Annotated in this window: 17 protein-coding genes and 1 tRNA gene; 10 read left to right on the top strand and 8 right to left on the bottom strand. The window is 72.5% G+C overall.

Annotation, left to right across the window (positions count from 1 at the left end):
- Nucleotides 1-213: 213 nt before the first annotated feature.
- The 3 genes from P8A18_RS14785 (at nucleotide 214) to P8A18_RS14775 (ending at nucleotide 3273) form a co-directional block, all read left to right on the top strand.
- Complete coding sequence (locus P8A18_RS14785; protein WP_306054939.1) at nucleotides 214-1419, top strand: DNA polymerase III subunit delta'; 1206 nt, start codon at nucleotides 214-216, stop codon at nucleotides 1417-1419.
- Nucleotides 1420-1531: 112 nt separating this feature from the next.
- Nucleotides 1532-3082 (top strand): alpha/beta hydrolase, encoded by a 1551-nt coding sequence (locus P8A18_RS14780; RefSeq protein ID WP_306054937.1) that lies wholly within the window; start codon nucleotides 1532-1534, stop codon nucleotides 3080-3082.
- A gap of 117 nt (nucleotides 3083-3199) precedes the next feature.
- Nucleotides 3200-3273 (top strand) — tRNA-Thr (locus tag P8A18_RS14775).
- A 105-nt stretch (nucleotides 3274-3378) separates the two neighbouring features.
- Here the strand turns inward: P8A18_RS14775 and P8A18_RS14770 are convergent.
- The 4 genes from P8A18_RS14770 to P8A18_RS14755 form a co-directional block, all read right to left on the bottom strand.
- Complete coding sequence (locus P8A18_RS14770; RefSeq protein ID WP_306054935.1) at nucleotides 3379-3519, bottom strand: alpha/beta fold hydrolase; 141 nt, start codon at nucleotides 3517-3519, stop codon at nucleotides 3379-3381.
- A gap of 158 nt (nucleotides 3520-3677) precedes the next feature.
- The gene (locus P8A18_RS14765; RefSeq protein WP_306054933.1) at nucleotides 3678-5180 is read right to left on the bottom strand and encodes a glycoside hydrolase family 43 protein; all 1503 of its coding nucleotides are present in this window, start codon (nucleotides 5178-5180) and stop codon (nucleotides 3678-3680) included.
- Between the two features lie 156 nt (nucleotides 5181-5336).
- Nucleotides 5337-6221 (bottom strand): SDR family oxidoreductase, encoded by an 885-nt coding sequence (locus P8A18_RS14760; protein ID WP_371933672.1) that lies wholly within the window; start codon nucleotides 6219-6221, stop codon nucleotides 5337-5339.
- Between the two features lie 73 nt (nucleotides 6222-6294).
- Nucleotides 6295-6573, bottom strand: a complete 279-nt coding sequence (locus P8A18_RS14755) for a putative antibiotic biosynthesis monooxygenase (protein ID WP_306054931.1) — start codon at nucleotides 6571-6573, stop codon at nucleotides 6295-6297.
- Between the two features lie 189 nt (nucleotides 6574-6762).
- Between P8A18_RS14755 and P8A18_RS14750 the strand changes: the two genes are divergently transcribed.
- Complete coding sequence (locus P8A18_RS14750; RefSeq protein WP_306054929.1) at nucleotides 6763-7362, top strand: TetR/AcrR family transcriptional regulator; 600 nt, start codon at nucleotides 6763-6765, stop codon at nucleotides 7360-7362.
- Between the two features lie 125 nt (nucleotides 7363-7487).
- On the top strand, nucleotides 7488-7640 hold the full coding sequence (locus tag P8A18_RS14745; RefSeq protein ID WP_306054927.1) for a hypothetical protein: 153 nt from the start codon (nucleotides 7488-7490) through the stop codon (nucleotides 7638-7640).
- A gap of 9 nt (nucleotides 7641-7649) precedes the next feature.
- Here P8A18_RS14745 and P8A18_RS14740 read toward each other — a convergent pair whose 3' ends face one another.
- Together P8A18_RS14740 and P8A18_RS14735 are read right to left on the bottom strand one after the other, a co-directional pair.
- The gene (locus P8A18_RS14740; RefSeq protein ID WP_306054925.1) at nucleotides 7650-8333 is read right to left on the bottom strand and encodes a phosphotransferase; all 684 of its coding nucleotides are present in this window, start codon (nucleotides 8331-8333) and stop codon (nucleotides 7650-7652) included.
- A gap of 52 nt (nucleotides 8334-8385) precedes the next feature.
- Nucleotides 8386-10098: a bifunctional 3'-5' exonuclease/DNA polymerase gene (locus P8A18_RS14735; RefSeq protein ID WP_306054923.1), complete on the bottom strand. Its 1713-nt coding sequence runs from the start codon at nucleotides 10096-10098 to the stop codon at nucleotides 8386-8388.
- Nucleotides 10099-10262: 164 nt separating this feature from the next.
- On the opposite strand from P8A18_RS14735, the gene P8A18_RS14730 reads away from it, so the two are divergent.
- Both P8A18_RS14730 and P8A18_RS14725 read left to right on the top strand, forming a co-directional pair.
- Complete coding sequence (locus tag P8A18_RS14730; RefSeq protein WP_306054921.1) at nucleotides 10263-11438, top strand: DUF2786 domain-containing protein; 1176 nt, start codon at nucleotides 10263-10265, stop codon at nucleotides 11436-11438.
- Between the two features lie 277 nt (nucleotides 11439-11715).
- Entirely contained in the window at nucleotides 11716-14043 is a 2328-nt protein-coding gene (locus tag P8A18_RS14725; protein WP_306054919.1) for an FUSC family protein, read from the top strand.
- A gap of 19 nt (nucleotides 14044-14062) precedes the next feature.
- Here the strand turns inward: P8A18_RS14725 and P8A18_RS14720 are convergent, their stop codons facing one another.
- Nucleotides 14063-14566, bottom strand: a complete 504-nt coding sequence (locus tag P8A18_RS14720; protein ID WP_306054917.1) for a hypothetical protein — start codon at nucleotides 14564-14566, stop codon at nucleotides 14063-14065.
- Between the two features lie 250 nt (nucleotides 14567-14816).
- Here P8A18_RS14720 and P8A18_RS14715 point away from each other — a divergent pair, with 250 nt between their 5' ends.
- The gene (locus tag P8A18_RS14715) at nucleotides 14817-15083 is read left to right on the top strand and encodes a DUF397 domain-containing protein (RefSeq protein WP_306054915.1); all 267 of its coding nucleotides are present in this window, start codon (nucleotides 14817-14819) and stop codon (nucleotides 15081-15083) included.
- Nucleotides 15084-15148: 65 nt separating this feature from the next.
- Here the strand turns inward: P8A18_RS14715 and P8A18_RS14710 are convergent, their stop codons facing one another.
- Complete coding sequence (locus P8A18_RS14710; protein ID WP_306054913.1) at nucleotides 15149-15673, bottom strand: ATP-binding protein; 525 nt, start codon at nucleotides 15671-15673, stop codon at nucleotides 15149-15151.
- Between the two features lie 310 nt (nucleotides 15674-15983).
- On the opposite strand from P8A18_RS14710, the gene P8A18_RS14705 reads away from it, so the two are divergent.
- Complete coding sequence (locus P8A18_RS14705; RefSeq protein WP_306054911.1) at nucleotides 15984-16865, top strand: Sco1979 family transcriptional regulator; 882 nt, start codon at nucleotides 15984-15986, stop codon at nucleotides 16863-16865.
- A 53-nt stretch (nucleotides 16866-16918) separates the two neighbouring features.
- On the top strand, nucleotides 16919-18376 hold the full coding sequence (locus P8A18_RS14700) for an aldehyde dehydrogenase family protein (RefSeq protein WP_306054910.1): 1458 nt from the start codon (nucleotides 16919-16921) through the stop codon (nucleotides 18374-18376).

The following is an 18376-nucleotide window of genomic DNA, read 5'->3' as shown; positions in this document are numbered from 1 at the left end:
GGGTTCGGCTTTCGGGATGCCGGATGCGCCGGTGGTTCCGCCCCGCGAACGGGGGCGGGGCCACCGGCGTCCGCCTTGTCGGGCCCGTCCCCGTACGCGTTGTCAGACCCGTCCTCCACAATGGAAGCCGGATCGACGAGAGCCATACGTGGTCGCGTTGTCGCTGCCTCACGGGCGGTGGCGCGCCCGCAGATATCTGAAGGGCGGTGCCCCATGTCCGTATGGGACGACCTGGTCGGCCAGGACCGGGTGCAGGAACAGCTGGGCGCCGCCGCCCGGGATGCCGACACGCTGGTCACCGCCGACGCCGCGGGGGAGTCGGTGGAGACGGGCTCGAAGATGACGCACGCCTGGCTGTTCACCGGACCGCCGGGTTCCGGGCGTTCCACCGCCGCCCGCGCCTTCGCCGCCGCCCTCCAGTGCACCAGCCCGGACCGCGCCCTGGGCGGGGCGCCCGGCTGCGGCTTCTGCGACGGCTGCCACACCGCCCTCATCGGTACGCACGCCGATGTCGACGTGATCCGTACCGACCTGCTCTCCATCGGTGTGAAGGAGACCCGTGAGCTGGTGCGCCGTGCCCAGCTCTCGCCGGCCGTCGGGCGCTGGCAGGTCATCGTCCTGGAGGACGCCGACCGCCTCACCGAGGGCGCGGGCAACGTCCTCCTGAAGGCGGTCGAGGAACCCGCGCCGCGCACGGTGTGGCTGCTGTGCGCGCCCTCGCTGGAGGATGTGCTGCCGACGATCCGCTCCCGGTGCCGCCACCTCACGCTGCGTACGCCGCCGGTCGACGCGGTCGCCGATGTCCTGATCCGGCGGGACGGCATCGATCCGGAGCGGGCCGAGGCCGCCGCCCGCGCCACGCAGGGGCACATCGGCAGGGCGCGCCGCCTCGCCACCGACGAACGGGCCAGGGCGCGCCGGGCCGCCGTGCTGAAGCTTCCGCTGCGTGTCGAGGACATCGGGGGCTGCCTCAAGGCGGCGCAGGAGCTCATCGACACGGCGACCGACGACGCCAAGCAGGCGTCCGAGGAGACCGACGCGAAGGAGACCGAGGACATGAAGGCGGCGCTGGGCGCCGTCGCGGGTGGCCGCATGCCGCGCGGTACGGCGGGGGTGATGAAGGAGCTGGAGGACAAGCAGAAGCGCCGCAAGACCCGTACCCAGCGCGACAGTCTCGACCTGGCGCTCACCGAACTGACCGGCTTCTACCGTGATGTGCTCGCCCTGCAGTTCGGTTCGCGGATCGCCATAGCCAACGCCGATGCCCAGGACTCCCTGGACCGGGTCGCCCGCTCGTCCACGCCCGAGCGCACATTGCGCCGGATCGAGGCGGTGTCCGCCTGTCGCCGGGCCCTGGACCGCAATGTGGCACCGCTGCTGGCGGTGGAGGCGATGACGATGGCCCTGCGCGCGGGCTGAGGCCGGGACGGAGCGGGCGGGGGCCCCACTCCACTCCCGTCCGGTCTGCCGTCGAATCACCCGAAAGAGCGTGGAATCGGGCGGGCGGCGGAGCGGCGGCTACGCTCCGGGCATGCACACCAGGCGCCCGTTCCGCACTCTCGCCCTCGCGCTCGGCACTGCCGGCCTGCTCATCTCCGGGTGCAGCAGCGGAAGCTCGTCATCAGGTGCCGCGTCCCCCGCGCAGGCGGCCTCCGTCTCCCCCTCGCCCGTGCCGGCGGCCCTGAAGTCGTACTACGCCCAGCACCTCAGCTGGCGGGACTGCGGGGTGAGCGGATTCCAGTGCACGACGATGAAGGCGCCGCTCGACTACGCGAAGCCGGACGGCGGGGAGATCAAGCTGGCCGTCTCGCGGAAGAAGGCGACCGGCCCCGGCAAGCGGATCGGCTCACTCCTGGTGAACCCGGGCGGCCCCGGCGGATCGGCCATCGGCTATCTCCAGGGCTATGCGGCGATCGGCTATCCCGCCCAGGTGCGTGCCCGCTACGACATGGTGGCCATCGACCCGCGCGGCGTGGCGCGCAGCGAGCCCGTCGAATGCCTGACCGGTCCGCAGATGGACGTCTATACGCAGGTCGACCAGACACCGGACGACGATGCCGAGGTCACGAAGCTGAGCGGGGCCTTCAAGAAGTTCGCCACGGGCTGCGAGAAGCGTTCCGGCGAGGTCCTGCCGCACGTCTCGACGGAGGAGACGGCCCGGGACATGGACATGCTGCGCGCCCTGCTCGGGGACGAGCACCTGAACTACGTCGGGGCGTCGTACGGGACGTTCCTGGGCGCGACGTACGCGGAGCTGTTCCCCGGCCGGACCGGCCGCCTGGTCCTCGACGGGGCGATGGACCCCTCGCTCTCGTCCATCGAGCTGAACCGGGACCAGACGGCGGGGTTCGAGACGGCGTTCCAGTCCTTCGCACAGGACTGCGTGCGGAAGTCGGACTGCCCGCTCGGCACCACGTCCGCCGACGAAGCGGCGACCCGGCTGAAGAAGCTGTTCACGGAACTGGACGCCAAGCCGATCCCCACGGGTGAGTCCCGCGACCTCGGTGAGTCCCTCGCCACCACGGGCGTCATCGCCGCCATGTACGACGAGTCGGCCTGGCCCCAGCTCCGCGAGGCCCTGACCGCGGCCGACGCGGGCGACGGCTCCGGCCTGCTCGCCCTGGCGGACAGCTACTACGAACGCGAGCCGAGCGGTGAGTACGCCAACCTGATGTACGCCAACGCCGCGGTGAACTGCCTCGACCTCCCGCCCGCCTTCGCCACCCCCCAGGACGTCACCAAGGCCCTCCCCTCCTTCGAGAAGGCCTCCCCGGTCTTCGGCGAGGGCTTCGCCTGGGCAGCCCTGAACTGCGCCTACTGGCCCGTCCCCGCCACCGGCACCGCCCACCGCATCGAGGCCGAGGGCGCCGCCCCCATCGTCGTGGTCGGCACCACCCGCGACCCGGCGACCCCGTACCACTGGGCCGAGTCCCTGGCCGACCAGCTCTCCTCCGGCACCCTCCTCACCTACGAGGGCGACGGCCACACCGCGTACGGCCGGGGCAGCGACTGCATCGACACGGCCATCAACACGTACCTCCTGGAGGGCACCCCGCCGCCGGCCGACAAGAAGTGCTCCTGACCCCCATCGGGCCCCTGACCTGCGCCTACGCCACCGCTGAGGGCTGGTGCGGAGCACCCCGGGAAACTGTGTAGACTTGGCTCCGCTGCTGATCGCATCATGGTGCGAACAGGGCGCGCCGCCTTAGCTCAGTTGGCCAGAGCAACGCACTCGTAATGCGTAGGTCTCGGGTTCGAATCCCGAAGGCGGCTCTGTGGAAGCCCCGGGACTCACTCGCCGTGACCTGGGGTTTTCGCGTTCGGTCGATGTGGTCGGGTGAGGGTGGGGTTCCCCGGTTTCGCGGTGCGGCGGGGGCCTCAGGGCATGTCGTGGAGGAATTCCCACAGGGCGGACAGCAGTTCCGCCGGGGCGTCCTCCTGGACGAGATGGCCGGCGTCGGGAATGGTGCGCAGTCGGGCGCCGGGCAGCGCGTCGGTCAGTTCGTATGCCTTGGTCACCGGTGAGGAGGTCTTCCCCGGTGTCGAGGCGTTCGCCCTGCCCTGGCACACCACGGGCCACACCGGATATGCGATCACCTCTGGGGGGCGCGCCCGCCCGCCTTCGGTGACGCGCTGACCGCCCCGTTGCAGATCCGGCAACCCGTGTGAGCGACCGCTCAAGCGGTGTAGTCGAACCAGTCGAAGTGGACGGTGCCGCTCGCGGCGTACAGGCCGATGACGCGGCCGGTGAAACCGCCGGTGACCTCGGTGGAGAGGTAGCGGCCGTCCAGGGTGCCGAGCGTGGTGAAGGTGCCGTCCTGTTCCTCGAAGCCCAGCGCCACCGTGTCCGGTCCGGTGCAGGGGTCGTGGGGCGGTTCGGTACGGGTCACGTCGATGCCGAGGACCAGGGGGCCGGGCGGGGCGGGGCGGGAGGCGACCACGGTGCGCAGGGGGCCGATGCGGGCGATCAGGCGCACCTCGCCGCCGCCCGTCTCGATCGCGTAGTGGTGCAGTTCGTCCAGCCGGACCGCGAGGCCGCCACGGCCGTCCGACGCGTCGGCCAGGGTGCGGGCCCGGCACGAGAGGTGCTGCTGGCGGCGGCCCACGAACACCGCGTCCGGGTCGTCCAGGGTGCCGCCCCGGCCGTGCAGGGTCAGCCAGCCGGGGCGCTCCTTCGTACCGGACCGGGCGGCCGTCGAGCGGCGGGGCGAGATCCAGTACGGGTACGGCTCGGCGAGGTCGAAGTCGTCCCGGGCGGGGGCGGCGGGCGCGGGGACGAGCGGCCACGGGGGTGCCGGCAGGTCCGGGGACAGCTCGCCGACGACGGGCCAGCCGTCCACCCAGGTCACCGGGGCCAGGAAGGTCTCCCGGCCGAGCACGTGCCAGCCGGGGGAGCCGCCGCCCGGACGCACGCCGAGCAGCACCAGCCACCACGAGCCGTCGGGGCCCTGCACCAGGTCGCCGTGGCCGGTGTTCTGGATGGGGTGTTCGCGGCCGCGGTGGGTGAGGACCGGGTTGTCCGGGCACGGCTCGAACGGGCCGGACGGCGAGGGGCCGCGCGCGATCGAGACGCCGTGGCCGCGTTCGGTGCCGCCTTCGGCGATGAGCAGGTACCAGTGGTCCCCGATCCGGTACAGGTGCGGCGCCTCCGGGGCCTTCGCGCCCGGCGTTCCGGACCAGATGCGGCGGGGTTCGCCCAGCGTTTCGCCGGTCCGCGGGTCGATGCGGACCTGGGAGACCCCCGCCACGGTGCACCAGCAGGTGCCGTCCTCGTCCCAGGCCAGGTCCGGATCGATGCCCGGGACGCCGGGCAGCGGGACCGGGTCGGACCAGGGGCCGGCCGGGTCCGTGGCCGTGAACAGGAGGTTGCCGACGACGACGTTGGTGACGATCAGCCAGAAGCGGCCGTCGTGGTGGCGGAGCGTCGGCGCGTAGATGCCGCCGGACGACCGCGTGTCCGCCGGCAGGTGCAACTGCTCCGGGCGGTCCAGGGCATTGCCGATCTGAGTCCAGTTGACCAGGTCGCGGCTGTGGAAGAGGGGGACGCCGGGGAAGTACTCGAAGCTGGAGCACGCCAGGTAGTAGTCCTCGCCCACGCGGCAGACGCTGGGATCGGGGTGGAACCCGGGGATGACGGGGTTGCTGACCGTCGTGCTCGTCCCGACTCGGACTGGTGGCATGGCATGACATCCGTTCCTGTACGTCGAGCGCGTGCTGCCGGAGGAGGTGAGCGGCCGAGCGTTGCCTATCGAAGCGCTTCGACCAGTGGTGACAGTAATGACCTAGCTGCTCTGCGACAAGGGGGCGGAAGCGCTTGCGTCATGGTCGTCGAGATGTCATGCCGCACCTCCGTTGCTCTTGAGCAGCTGGCCGTTGACCCACTGGCCCTGCGGTGAGCAGAGGAAGTCGACCAGGTGCGCGGTGTCCCGTGGAGTGCCGAGGCGGCCGAGCGGAGTCTCGCGCGCGAGGGTGTCCGCCAGCTCCTCGGTCATCCAGCCGGTGTCCACCGGGCCCGGGTTGATGACGTTGGCGGTCACGCCCAGGTGGGCCAGTTCGCGCGCGGCGGCCAGGGTGATGCGGTCCAGGGCGCCCTTGCTCGCCCCGTACGGGAGGTTGCCGACCGTGTGGTCGCTGGTGAGCGCGATGATCCGGCCCGACCCGGCGGGGGAGCGGAAGCGCAGCCCGTACTCCCGGATCAGCAGCCAGGTGGCGCGGGCGTTCACCGCGAAGTGCCGGTCGAAACTCGCGAGGGTGGTGTCGAGCAGCCCCGAGTCCACCGACTCCGCATGGCTCAGTACGAGCGCGGTGACGGGTCCCATGCGGCGCTCCGCCTCGTCGAAGACCCGGGTCGGGGCGTCGGGGTCGATGAGGTCCGCCTCGATGGCCGCGGTGCGGGCGCCGTGCTCGGCGAGGGACGCCTCGATGGCGGCGGTCGCGCCGCGCTCCTCGCCCCAGGTCATGCGCCGGTCGTACGGCGTCCAGTAGGTGAAGGCGATATCCCAGCCGGAGGCGGCCAGTTGACGCGCGATGCCCGCGCCGATGCCGACCGTGCGGCCGACCCCGGTGATCAGGGCGACCGGGCGGGGCGGGGTGGGTGCCGGGTCGGTGGCGGGTGTGGGCTGTGCGGCCGGCGTGGGCTGTCCGGGGGTGGGCTGTGCGGCCGGTGTGGGCTGTCCGGGGGTGGGCTGTGCGGCTGTTGTGGGCTGTCCGGGTGTGGTCACGGGGGCTGATCCTGCTGGACGAACTCCCCTCCCGGCAACGGAATTCGAGCCGTTCCCACTCCGGTCGTACGGCTCAGGCGCGGCGGCGCAGGACCGCGGTGCGGGCCCTCAGCAGATTCGGCACCAGGGAGTAGACGACGGCCGGCACGACGATCCCCGTGATGACCAGAGTGCGCAGGAGCATCGGGAAGCCCTTGACGTAGGGGCCGACGAGCAGTTGCACGACGGTCAGGGCGGCGAAAACCGCGATCCAGGTGAGCACGGCGCGCGTGTGCACGGAGGGCGGCGCGGGCGGCTGGGCGGTCGTGGTGGAGGTGGCGGATGCGGTGGTGGGGCAGGTGGCGGTGGTCATGAGGAGTCCCGTCCGGTGCGGTGGTGTGGAGGCTTGGATGTGTGGATGTGTGGATGTGTGGATGCGTGCGGAAGGTGGTGCCTGGTGCCTGGGCGTCTGTGGTGCCGCGGGCCACTCTGCCAACCAAACAGTTGAGTGTCAACCATCCAGCTGGTTGGCATCCGTGCGAAGCCGTTCTACGCTGGTCCCATGACCCCGGACACGACCCACACCAAGGAACGGCTCCTCGCGGCGGCGAAGGAGGAATTCGCGGCTTACGGAATCGCCGGAGCGCGCGTCGACCGCATCGCCGAGCTGGCGGGCGTGAACAAGGAGCGGATCTACGGGTACTTCGGCAACAAGCAGAAGCTGTTCGACGCGGTCGTGGGGCGTGCGCTGGACGAGCTGGCCGAGGCCGTCCCGCTCAAGGGCGGCGACGATCCTGCGGAGTACGTGGGCCGGGTGTACGACTTCCACCGGGACAATCCGGTCCTCGTCCGGCTCTTCTTCTGGGAAGGCCTGCACTACCGCGAGGGCGTGCTGCCCAACGAGGAGCGGCGCCGCGGCCACTACGAGGAGAAGATCGCCGCCCTGGCCGAGAGCTTCGGGACCGAGGCGTCGCCGCAGGTCGCGGCCTGCCTGCTCAGCCTGATCGGGCTCGCCGCCTGGCCCAACGCGGTGCCGCAGCTCGCGCGGCTCGTCATCGGTACCGAAGCCGGGGCCGACGGCGGTCCCGATCTGCGCGCCCATGTCGTGGCCTTCGCCCGGCAGGCCCTGCCCGGCGTCCGGCCCGCCACGCCGACGGCCTGAGGCGAGCCGCTCGGGCGGGCGGTCTGAGGCGAGCCGCGCGGGCGGGCGGCCTGAGATGAGCCGCGCGGCGGGCGGTCTGAGGTGAGCCCGCCCCGGCCGGGGACAGTACCCGGAGCGGGCTGCTGATGGTCCTGGTCATCGCCTTGGTGTACGCGGGGATCGCGCCGGCCAACACGCAGGTGGTGGCGGCATCGGACCGGGCGCGCGACTTCGCCGTGCTGTCCGCCTCGCTCGCCCTGCGTGCGCGGTTGGTCGAACCGGCGCTTTTCCGGCGGTAGTCGGGGGGCCTACGTGGCGAGTGAGGCGACCAGCTCCGCCGCCTCGGCGATGAGTCCCGTCTCGGCCGGGCTCATCGTCGGGTTGAGGGTGCGGCGGGTGGCCGCGTCGGCGAGGTGGCGGGCCGGGATGCCGTCGTCGGCGGCGGCCAGGAGCGGGACCAGGGTGGTGACCAGCACCCGGGCGTCGACCGCCGCCGGATGGGCCGGATCGACGGCCACCTGCGCCAGGATCAGCGCCGACATGGCCCGGTCCAGGGCCGGCGGGCCCTCCTCGGCGTTGCTCCAGTCGATCACGACCGGGCCGTCCGCCGTCAGTATCACGTTGTCCGGGTGCAGATCGAGGTGCAGGACGCGGTCCTCGGGGTCGGGCGAGAGCCGGGCCGGGACCGTGTGCAGGTCCGCGAGCAGACCGGCCAGCAGGGCGGCCCCCTCCTCGGCGCCGACCGCCCCGGACAGCAGGGACTCCAGCATCGTCGGACCGTGCAGGCGTTGCAGGACCAGGTCGCCGGGCCGGGCCGACGGGGGCTGCGGGCCGAGCCGGGGGACCGGGTAGCCGGAGGCCGAGAGGTAGGACATGACGGGCAGTTCGCGGGAGGCGTCCATCCCGGCGCGGTAGCGCCGCAGGACCCACGCCTCGTCCAGCTCGTACACGTCCGCATCGCGTCCGCTGCCCAGCAGTTGGCCTATTCGCATGACAGGAACCTACTTGGGCGCATCGCCCGGGGGGAGTGCGGGCCCGGACCCGTCACTTCGCGTCCGAGTAGCGCTCCACCACGGCCGTGGTGAACGGGAAACGGACCGGCGTCTCGCCGAAAGCCGTCCGGCCGGCCAGCTCGGCGGCCTCCCGGATCGCCGTCACCACCGCCCCGGTCTCCTCCAGCGGGCAGTGCACGATCACCTCGTCGTGCTGGAAGAACACCAGCTCCGCCCGGAGCCCGGCGGCCGCCACCGACCGGCGCAGCGCCGCCAGGAGGAGCAGCGCCCAGTCGGCGGCGCTGCCCTGCACCACGAAGTTGCGGGTGAACCGGCCGCGCGCACGGGCGTCGGTGGAGGCGTAGCCCGGCAGGAAGCCGTAGCCCGTGGGCCGTTCGGACCCGGCCGGGTCCGACTCGGCTTCCTCCTGGGGGATTCCGGCTTCGCCGTCCTCCCCGTGGCCGGCCGCGGGCGGGCTGGTGCGGCCCAGCCAGGTGCGTACGAGACGGCCCTCCTCGCCGGCCTTCGCGGCGTCGTCCACATAGGACACCGCGCGCGGGAACCTGCGGCGCAGGGCCGCCAGATTCTTCAGGCCGTCGCCGGAGGTCTGGCCGTAGACGGCACCGAGGAGCGCGATCTTGGCGTGGTCGCGGTCGCCGTGGAAGGCGCGGTCGGACAGCGCGGTGTAGAGGTCGCCGTCGTGTCCCGCCACCTCCATGAGGCCGGGGTCCCGGGAGATCGCGGCCAGCACCCTCGGCTCCATCTGGTCGGCGTCCGCGACGACCAGGCGCCAGCCCGCGTCGGCGACGACGGCCCGCCGGATCACCTTGGGGATCTGGAGCGCCCCGCCGCCGTTGGTCGTCCACCGCCCGCTGACCGTGCCGCCCGGCTGGTACTCGGGGCGGAAGCGGCCGTCGCGGACCCAGTCCTGGAGCCAGCTCCAGCCGTGCGCGGTCCAGATCCGGTACAGCTTCTTGTAGGCGATGAGCGGCTCGACCGCCGGGTGGTCCAGCGCCTCCAGCTCCCAGCGGCGCGTCGAGCGCACCTTGATACCGGCCTGCGCGAACGCCTTCACCACATCGGCGGGCAGGTCCGGGCGCACCCGGCGGCCGAAGGCGGCGGACACCTCGTCGGCCAGCTCGGCCAGCCGGCGGGGCTCGCCGCCGCCCGCGTACCGCTCGCCGAGCATCTCGTGCAGCACCTCGCGGTGGACGTCGGCCCGCCAGGGCAGGCCCGAGCGGTTCATCTCGGCGGCGACCAGCATGCCCGCCGACTCGGCGGCCGTCAGCAGGCGCATCCGGTCCGGCCGGTCCGTGGCGTCGTGGCGGGCGAGCTGGGCCGCGTACACCTCGACCAGCGCGTCGAAGGGCAGCTCGGGGCCCGAGGACGGTTCGAACAGGGAGGACTGGGAGCCGGGCACCGCCGACCGGGGCGGCGGATCGGGCGGCACCGGGCCGCCGCGCAGCCGGGCCAGGGCGGCCGCGGCGGAGCGGGGCTCCCCGAGCCGGCCCTCGTGGCCCAGCAGCAGGGACTCGGCGACCTCCACGTCGTAACAGCGCTCGACCCGCACCCCGGCGGCGAGCAGGCGCGGGTAGACCTCGGGCGTCGAGCGCCACACCCAGCGGGTGACGTCGGGCCGGGAGCGGACGGCCGCGGCCACGTCGGGCTCGGCCAGGACCGGGCCCGCGGGCAGGCCCGCGCGGTCCAGCGGGGCGAGCCGCGCACCCCCGCCCTCCGTGACGGCCAGCGCCCAGCGTTCGGTCATGCGGCCGAGTCTGGCACCCGCCACTGACAACGCCGGCCGGACACGGGCGCCCCCCCGCGGTCCGCCCGCGCACCAGCCGTGGATCAGCCGTGCGCCGCCCACGCGTTCGATATCCACAGGGTGTGGATGAATCCTGTGCGTCCCGCCCCGCCTACCCTGACCTCATGGAACCGGTGATCGACCAGGCGTTCGCAGCCGCCCTCTATACGGACGACGACGCCGGCCTCGACACCGGCGCCTCGCTGCTCGCCGCCGCCCCCGCCGCCGACGCGGAGCTGGTGCGCCGGGGTGAGGAGTTCGTCCGGCGGGCCTGGGAGCGCGGCTGGCTGCCCGCCGATGTCGTCCGCTTCGTCCGCCGCGACCTGGACGAGCACGCGGCGGGGCTGGCCGCCGGGCTGATCGCCGCCGAGGTCCGGCGCTACCCGGAGCTGCCGCCGCGCTGGCGGTCCCAGCTGGACGAGCTGCCCGCCGCACCGCCCCCGGGCCGGCCCGACCGGTTCTCGTACGCCTCAGCACTGCTCGGGCTCTACCGGCTGCTGCTCACGCTGCCGGTCATCGAGCCCGTCGGGCCGCCGCCCGGCGCGGCGCGCGAGGCGCTGTACCGGCCGCCCGTCGCGGGCGAGCCCCGCATGCTGACCCGTATCCGCGCGCTGCTGGCGAAGGCGGAGGCGACCGGATTCCCCGAGGAGGCGGAGGCGCTCTCCGCCAAGGCGCAGGAGCTGATGGCCCGGCACAGCATCGACGAGGCCCTGCTCGCGGCCCGTACCCACGGCGACCGCACGCCGGGCGCGTGCCGTATCGGTGTGGACGCCCCGTACGAGACGGCCAAGGCGATCCTGCTCGACGCGGTGGCCTCGGCGAACCGCTGCCGGGCCGTGTGGAACAGCGACTTCGGCTTCACCACGGTCGTGGGGTTCGAGGCGGACCTGGAGGCCGTGGAACTGCTCCACACCTCGCTGCTGGTGCAGGGCACCGCCGCGATGACCCGGGCCGAGGCCGGGCAGCGGGCCGGCGGACGCAAGCGGACCAAGACGTTCCGGCAGTCCTTCCTGATGGCGTACGCCCAGCGCCTCGGCGCCCGGCTGGCCGACGGCACCGCCCGCGCCACGGCCGAGGCGGACGCGGAGGGCGGCGCCGGGAGCGGCGCGGGCGCCGCCTCCGGGCTGCTGCCCGTGCTCGCCGCGCGGGACCTGGCGGTCACCGACACCGCCGAGAAGATGTTCCCCCGGACCACGACCACCCGGGTCAGGGGCGCCACCGACCTGGACGGCTGGACCCACGGCACCCGGGCGGCCGACCGGGCACGCATGGGCGGGAGGACGCCGGAGATCCGGGACTGAACCGGGGTTGGAAATCCGGGACCGGCCTGGGGGGGCAGGAGATCCGGGATCGATCCGGGCGCCGGAGATCCGGGATGGACCCGGGGGCAGGAAATCCGGGACCGGCTCGGGCGCCGGCCGGGAGCCCGGCGGACGGCTGTCCGGATACCCGGGGACGGCCGCCCGGACACCCCCGGACAGCCGCCCCGGACAGCCGCCCGGACACCCCCGACACCGGCCGCCCGGACACCTGGTCCGACAACTCGGGCAAAAGGTGAAATCCGGCTAGGCTCGGGTCATGAGCTGGCTCCGGGCGCTGAGGGAGACCGCCCGCTCCGGCCTGACGATCGAGCGGCGGCGCCTCGAACCGCTGATCGCGCTGCGCGGCGCGGCCGGTCTCGCCCTGGTCATCGGGGTGAGCCTCGCGCTCTTCGGACCCGTGGTCGCCGCCAGCTCCGCGTTCGGCGCGTTCCAGGCGGCCATCGCCACCTTCCAGCGCAGCTGGCGCCCCCGGCCCGTGCTTGCCCTGATCTCCGGCGTGAGCCTCGGCCTGTCCACCTTCATCGGCTACGTCACCGGCTCCCACCTGCCGCTCTTCCTGGTCCTCCTGGTGCTCTGGACCTTCCTCGCCGGGCTGGCCTGGGCGGCGGGCCCGACCGGCGGGATCATCGCCGCGTCCAACGTCGCGATCATGCTGGTCACCATCACCCTGCCCACCTCCGTGGGGCAGGCGGCCCTGCACGCCGCGATGATCGTGTTCGGCGGGATCGTCCAGGCGGCCCTGATCGTGCTCCTTCCGATCCGGAGATGGGGCCCGCAGCGCGACGCGCTCGCCGACGCGCTGGCCGCCGAGGCCGACTACGCCCGGCGGCTGCGCCACGACCCGGTCGCCCACTTCGACCCGGTGCCGCTGATGCACGCGCGCCGGGCCGCCGCCGTCACCCCGCGCGAGGCCCGGCGCCGCCCCGCCGAACTGCACGGCTCACGCGGGATCGCCGAACGCATCAGGCCGGTGCTCGCCTCGCTCGCCGACCCGGCCATGGGCGTGCCGTCCGAGGGCCCCGAGCGCGACCGCGTCCGCGAACTGCTGGCCGCCGCCGGATCGGTGCTCGACGCGGCGGCCCGCGCCATTCGCAACGGCGATCCGGTGAAACTGCCCGGACCCGCCGTCGCGGCGCTGCGGACCCCCGACACCGGGGCCCTGCTTACCGGCCCGCCGCTGCGCGCCGCCGACCGGCTGGCCGCCCTGCTCTCCGACGTGATCGAGGCGGCCGAGGGCGACGGCACGAGGGAGGAGCGGGCCGGGGCCGAGGAGGCCGCCGACGCGATCAACGCCGGCCGGCCGGCCGCCCCGCACCAGCAGCGCCCCACCCTGCTGCGTCTGGTCCCGGTCGTGATCGGGGCGATGCGCCGCGAGGTGCACCACGGCTCCCCGATCCTGCGGCACGCCGTCCGGATCGCCGCCGTCGCCGCGGTCGGCTATCTGCTGGGCCGAGCCCTGCCGTTCGGGCACGGCTACTGGGCGCCGCTGGCGGCCGTGATGGTGATGCGGCCGGAGTTCTCCCAGACGTACGCGCGCTCGGCCGCCCGGTTCGTCGGCACCGTCGTCGGGGTGTTCCTGGCCACCGCCATCGTCCAGGCCGCGCATCCGGGCCCCGGCCTCTCCGCCGTCTTCGCCGTGGCCTGCGCCCTGTTGATGTACTTGCTGATGCGCACCGGCTACGCGGTCGGCCAGGCCTGCGTCGCCGCGTACGTCGTCTTCCTGCTCGGCATGGCCGGCGACGACTGGTCCCAGACCGTCTTCGAACGGGTCCTGCTCACCCTGGTCGGCGGGCTCCTCGCGATGATCTCGTACGCCGTCTACCCGGCCTGGGAGACCCCGCGGCTGCGCGGCCGGCTCAGCGACTGGCTGAAGGCGGGCGGCCGGTACGCCGCCGCGGTCGTCGACCAGTACGCCGACCCGGCCGAGCGCGGCGACGACGAGGTGCGCCGGACCCTGCTGGCCACCCGCGAGGCCCGGGTCGCCTGGCAGGAGGCGGTGGCGGCCGCCCAGCACGAACCGGTGCGCCACCGCGGCCTCTCGCGCGGTGCCGCCGACGCCACCCAGCACGCGCTGGCCCAGCTCGGCCGGGTCGCGATGCTGATGGAGGCGCATCTTCCGGGGCGCGGGGCCACGCCCGTACCGGGGGCGGGACCGCTCGCCGAGGCGCTGCGCCGGGCCACCGACCGGGGCGCGAAGGCGGTGCGGGAGCGGCGGGTGCCGGACTGGACGCCGGTGCGCGAGGCGCTGGAGCGCTGGGAGGAGGAGAACCGGGCGGCGGCCGGGGAGCCCGGGGAGCCCGGGGACGCGGTACGGGAGGCCGGCGGGGCGGAACCGGAGCCTCCCGCCCCGTATCCGCCGGAATCGAAGCCGCCCGCCCCGCAAGACGCCGAGCCGGAGCCGCCCGCCCCGCAAGACGCCGAACCGGAGCCTCCCGCCCCGTATCCCGCCGAGCCGGAGCCGCCCGCCCCGCAAGACGCCGAGCCGGAGCCGCCCGCCCCGCATGCCGCCGATCCCGTCCTGCGCAACAGCACGCGTCTGCTGCTCGAAGCGCTGGAGGACTTCTCCCGGGGGCTGACGCCGTGACGTCATGAGCCCTGTTCGGTCACGGCGTCGGCAGGTCCGGCAGGTCGGGGAGGTTCTTCAGGGCGTCGGCGTCGGTCTTGGCGAGCTTGTCCCGGGCGCCGCCGTCCCAGGAGATGACAACGGTCTTGCCGTCGTTGGACTCGACCGATCCCGCCGTCCGGGCGGTGTCCCCGTCGGCGCACTTCAGCTCCAGCTTCGGCTTGCCGGAATCCGAGACGTTGCCCGAGCAGACATGGGACTCGGCGACGACGACGGCCTTCCCGGATGCGACGGAGAGCACCACCGCCTTGCCGTCGGTCTGCCCGGCCCACGCGCCCTCCAGGGCCTTGGCGCCGCCGGCGGACTCGTCGCCGCCGTCCTCCGCGGAGGGCGAGGCGCTGCCGCCGCCCGCCGACGGGGTCGCGGCCGCCCCGGATTCCTTGCCGGATTCGCTCTTGTCACCGTCGCTTCCGCAACCGGTGAGCGCGAGGGCGGTCAGCAGACCGGTGGCGAGGACTGCGCCGGTACGTGCGATTTTGTACATGTGCATTTCCCCCTGAAAGACGAATGGCCGTCCAAGCTACCAGTGGGTCGCACGAGCCCCCGGTGAGTCAACTCCCCGAATCGGGAGCCGAAGAGGCCCTTCGTTCGTCTTCTTCTGACAGAAGCTGTAATCGCGGGAACACCCCGCGTGCACGTGCATCTGCTCATGCATCCGCTCATGCAGCAGAATTTGAACACAGCTATGATCCGAGACAGTTGACACTTGCACCTTGCAACTCGGGGAGCGTCCTGTGCACCACGTGTACAACGGCATGGCGGCCACAGAGCTTCGCGGAGTCGTCTGGCAGAAGAGCAGACACAGCAACTCCCAGGGTTCCTGCGTGGAGTTCGCGAAACTGCCCGACGGAGATGTTGCCATGCGCAATTCGCGCCATCCCGATGGGCCGGCGCTGGTCTACACACCGGCCGAGATAGAGGCGCTGCTGCTCGGCGTGAAGGACGGGGAGTTCGACCACCTTGTGGGCGGAGTGCTCGACCGCCTCGTGACGGAGGGCTGAACACCACTGCCCCGCAGCGGTGTTCAGCCCTCGCGTGTCACTCTGTTACGGGTATGACGGTGCCGTCACACCGGGTCGGACAGCCGGAAGAGCGCCCAGACGACCTTGCCGTGCGGGGTGCCGGTGTACGGCGTGCTCTCCGTACTCAGTACGGGGGACGGGTGCCAGCCCCAGCAGTCGCTGAAGGACTCCACGAGGAACAGGCCCCGGCCCGACTCCGCGGAGTCCGCCGCCTCGGAGGCGACCGGGCTCGCGTGGCTCGGGTCGCGCACCGCGCACACCAGGCGTGAGGTCCAGCGCATCAGGTGCAGCCGCACGGGCGGGTCCTGGGGCTCGCGCGGGGCGTCGGCCGGCAGTGCGTGCCGCAGGGCGTTGGTGACCAGTTCGGAGACGACCAGCCCGACGTCGTCGAAACGCTCGCTCAGACCCCAGCCCCCCAGGGTCGCCCGGGTGAACCTCCTGGCGCCGCCGACCGCTTCGTAGCGGGCGGGCAGTGGGCAGGTGGCGGATCCGGAGACGGCAGAGGGATCGATGGGGGGAAGCCCCTGCCGTAACGGCTCGATGAGCATCGCCGATCCATTCGTCCCCATGCGAGGCACTCCCGGGAATCGCGGCTGTATCGGTACGGCGTACAGGTACAGCGGCACAACAACACGAACGAGCACGCAGGTGCGCGGGCTCCATGCTTCCGAATGCGCAGGGCAGATGCAAGGGCAGATGCACGTGCACGCGCCGGACCTGTCCGCTCCCGTGCCGGTTCTTGCTCATTTCTTCCCACCGGCAGTTCTGCCGTCCTGGAGAAGTCTTCGCCTTTGCGTAATCGAATGAGTACGGGCTGAAGCATTTTGATGGCAGAATCCGGCACTTGGGGTTCAGGGGGGACCTCGATGCCAGGAAACGATGGGGAGGGTTGGACCAGTGGCGGCAGGCGAGTCGAGTGGGTCCGTGGTGCGGCGCATCCTGCTGGGCTCTCAGCTCAGAAGACTGCGCGACTCGCGCGGTATCACGCGCGAGGCGGCCGGCTACTCGATCCGGGCCTCCGAATCGAAGATCAGCCGCATGGAGTTGGGACGGGTGAGCTTCAAGGCCAGGGACGTCGAGGATCTGCTCACGCTCTACGGCGTCACGGACGAGGCGGAGCGTGACTCCCTGCTCGGCCTGGCCCGTGAGGCCAATGTGGCGGGCTGGTGGCACAGTTACGGCGATGTGCTGCCCGGCTGGTTCCAGACATATATCGGTCTGGAGGGAGCGGCCTCGCTCATCAGGATCTACGAAGTCCAGTTCGTGCACGGGCTGTTGCAGACCGAGGACTATGCCCACGCGGTGGTCACGCGGGGCATGCGCGGCGCCCCCGCCGCCGAGATCGACCGCCGGGTCGCGCTGCGTCTGGAGCGGCAGAAGGCCCTCGTCTCCGAGCGCGCGCCCCGCTTCCACGCCGTACTGGACGAGGCGGCGCTGCGCCGGCCGTACGGCGGACGCGAAGTGATGCGTGCGCAACTGCGGCATCTGATCGATATGTCGGAGCAGCCGAACATCACGCTCCAGGTGGTGCCGTTCAGTTTCGGCGGACACGCCGGTGAGAGCGGCTCCTTTACGATGCTGCGATTCCCGGAATCCGATCTGTCGGACATTGTCTATTTGGAGCAGCTGACAAGTGCGCTCTATCTGGACAAGGACGAAGAAGTCGCCCAGTACGAAAAGGCGATGACGCGGCTCCATGACGAGAGCCCCGGCCCCGAAGAGAGCCGTGACCTGCTTCGAGGACTTCTCCAACTCTCGTGAAATTTCAGTACGATGGCGTTCCTACAGGAGTCTGCACCTGAGTTAGGGATCGCATGTCCTTCTTCCAAGAGCTGGCCGACCAGTACATCGACGGCGAATGGCGGACGGGCACCGGCTCCTGGGACATCATCGATTTCAACCCGTACAACGGGGAGAAGCTCGCCGCGGTCACCATCGCCACGGCGGCCGAGGTGGACCTCGCCTACCGCGCCGCCGAGCGCGCCCAGGGCGAGTGGGCCACCGCGAGCCCCTACCGGCGGCGCGACGTCCTGGAACGGGCGCTGCGCGTCACCGAGGAGCTGGCCGGCGAGATCGTCGAGGCGATCATCGACGAGCTGGGCGGCACGCGTTCCAAGGCCGAGTACGAGCTGGCGCTGACCCAGGAGTTCCTGCGCGAGGCGGCCCGGCAGGCGCTGTCCCCGGACGGCCGCATCCTGCCCTCCGCGGTGGACGGCAAGGAGAACCGCCTCTACCGGCTGCCCGTCGGGGTCGTCGGCGTGATCGGCCCGTTCAACTTCCCCTTCCTGGTGACGATGAAGTCGGTCGCACCGGCCCTGGCCCTCGGCAACGCGGTCGTCATCAAGCCCAACCAGAACGCCCCCGTCCTCGGCGGCGGTCTGATCGCGAAGATCTTCGAGGAGGCCGGGCTGCCGGCCGGTCTCCTCAACGTGGTCGTCACCGACATCGCCGAGATAGGCGACGCCTTCATCGTGCACCCCGTCCCCAAGGTGATCTCCTTCACCGGATCGGACCGGGTGGGCCGCCATGTCGCGGCGACGGCGGGCGGCCTCTTCAAGCGCACCATCCTCGGACTCAGCGGAAACGGCGCCCTGGTGGTCCTGGACGACGCCGACATCGACTACGCGGTCGACGCCGCCGTCCACAGCCGGTTCGTCTACCAGGGCCAGGTCTGCATGGCCGCCAACCGCATCCTGGTGGACCGCGCGGTGGCCGCGGAGTTCACCGAGAAGTTCAGTGCCCGGGTGGCCGCCCTGAAGACCGGCGACCCGCGTGAGCCGGACACCTGTATCGGCCCCGTCATCAACACCTTCCACGCCGACTCGCTGGCCGCCCTGGTCGACCAGGCGCTCGCCGAGGGCGCGCAGGCGACGGTACGCGGGCGGGTGCGCGGCAACCTGGTCGAGCCGACCGTGCTCACCGGCCTGCCCGACGACTCCCCGCTGCACGCGCAGGAGATCTTCGGCCCGGTGGCCCTGCTGGTCCCCTTCGAGGGCGAGGACGACGCGGTGCGGATCGTCAACGAGAGCCCGTACGGGCTCAGCGGCGCCGTGCACACCGCGAGCACCGAGCGGGGCGTGCGGTTCGCCCAGCGGGTGCGCAGCGGGATGTTCCACGTCAACGACTCCACCGTCCAGGACGACCCGGGCATCGCCTTCGGCGGCGAGAAGAACTCCGGCCTCGGCCGGCTCAACGGGGAAGCGGCCGTCGAGGCGTTCACCACCCAGAAGTGGATCTCCGTGCAGCACGGCCGCAGCGTCTTCCCCTTCTGA

Source organism: Streptomyces sp. Mut1, assembly GCF_030719295.1.
Taxonomy (GTDB): Bacteria; Actinomycetota; Actinomycetes; order Streptomycetales; family Streptomycetaceae; genus Streptomyces; species Streptomyces castrisilvae.
This window is presented reverse-complemented; position numbering and strand designations above follow the sequence as displayed.

Coding starts and splice junctions, on each gene's coding strand:
- P8A18_RS14750 (WP_306054929.1), top strand. CDS start 6,763: ATGACCCCGGACACGACCCACACCAAGGAACGGCTCCTCGCGGCGGCG.
- P8A18_RS14785 (WP_306054939.1), top strand. CDS start 214: ATGTCCGTATGGGACGACCTGGTCGGCCAGGACCGGGTGCAGGAACAG.
- P8A18_RS14710 (WP_306054913.1), bottom strand. CDS start 15,673: ATGGGGACGAATGGATCGGCGATGCTCATCGAGCCGTTACGGCAGGGG.
- P8A18_RS14720 (WP_306054917.1), bottom strand. CDS start 14,566: ATGTACAAAATCGCACGTACCGGCGCAGTCCTCGCCACCGGTCTGCTG.
- P8A18_RS14700 (WP_306054910.1), top strand. CDS start 16,919: ATGTCCTTCTTCCAAGAGCTGGCCGACCAGTACATCGACGGCGAATGG.
- P8A18_RS14755 (WP_306054931.1), bottom strand. CDS start 6,573: ATGACCACCGCCACCTGCCCCACCACCGCATCCGCCACCTCCACCACG.
- P8A18_RS14730 (WP_306054921.1), top strand. CDS start 10,263: ATGGAACCGGTGATCGACCAGGCGTTCGCAGCCGCCCTCTATACGGAC.
- P8A18_RS14780 (WP_306054937.1), top strand. CDS start 1,532: ATGCACACCAGGCGCCCGTTCCGCACTCTCGCCCTCGCGCTCGGCACT.
- P8A18_RS14745 (WP_306054927.1), top strand. CDS start 7,488: ATGGTCCTGGTCATCGCCTTGGTGTACGCGGGGATCGCGCCGGCCAAC.
- P8A18_RS14735 (WP_306054923.1), bottom strand. CDS start 10,098: ATGACCGAACGCTGGGCGCTGGCCGTCACGGAGGGCGGGGGTGCGCGG.
- P8A18_RS14765 (WP_306054933.1), bottom strand. CDS start 5,180: ATGCCACCAGTCCGAGTCGGGACGAGCACGACGGTCAGCAACCCCGTC.
- P8A18_RS14725 (WP_306054919.1), top strand. CDS start 11,716: ATGAGCTGGCTCCGGGCGCTGAGGGAGACCGCCCGCTCCGGCCTGACG.
- P8A18_RS14740 (WP_306054925.1), bottom strand. CDS start 8,333: ATGCGAATAGGCCAACTGCTGGGCAGCGGACGCGATGCGGACGTGTAC.
- P8A18_RS14705 (WP_306054911.1), top strand. CDS start 15,984: ATGGGGAGGGTTGGACCAGTGGCGGCAGGCGAGTCGAGTGGGTCCGTG.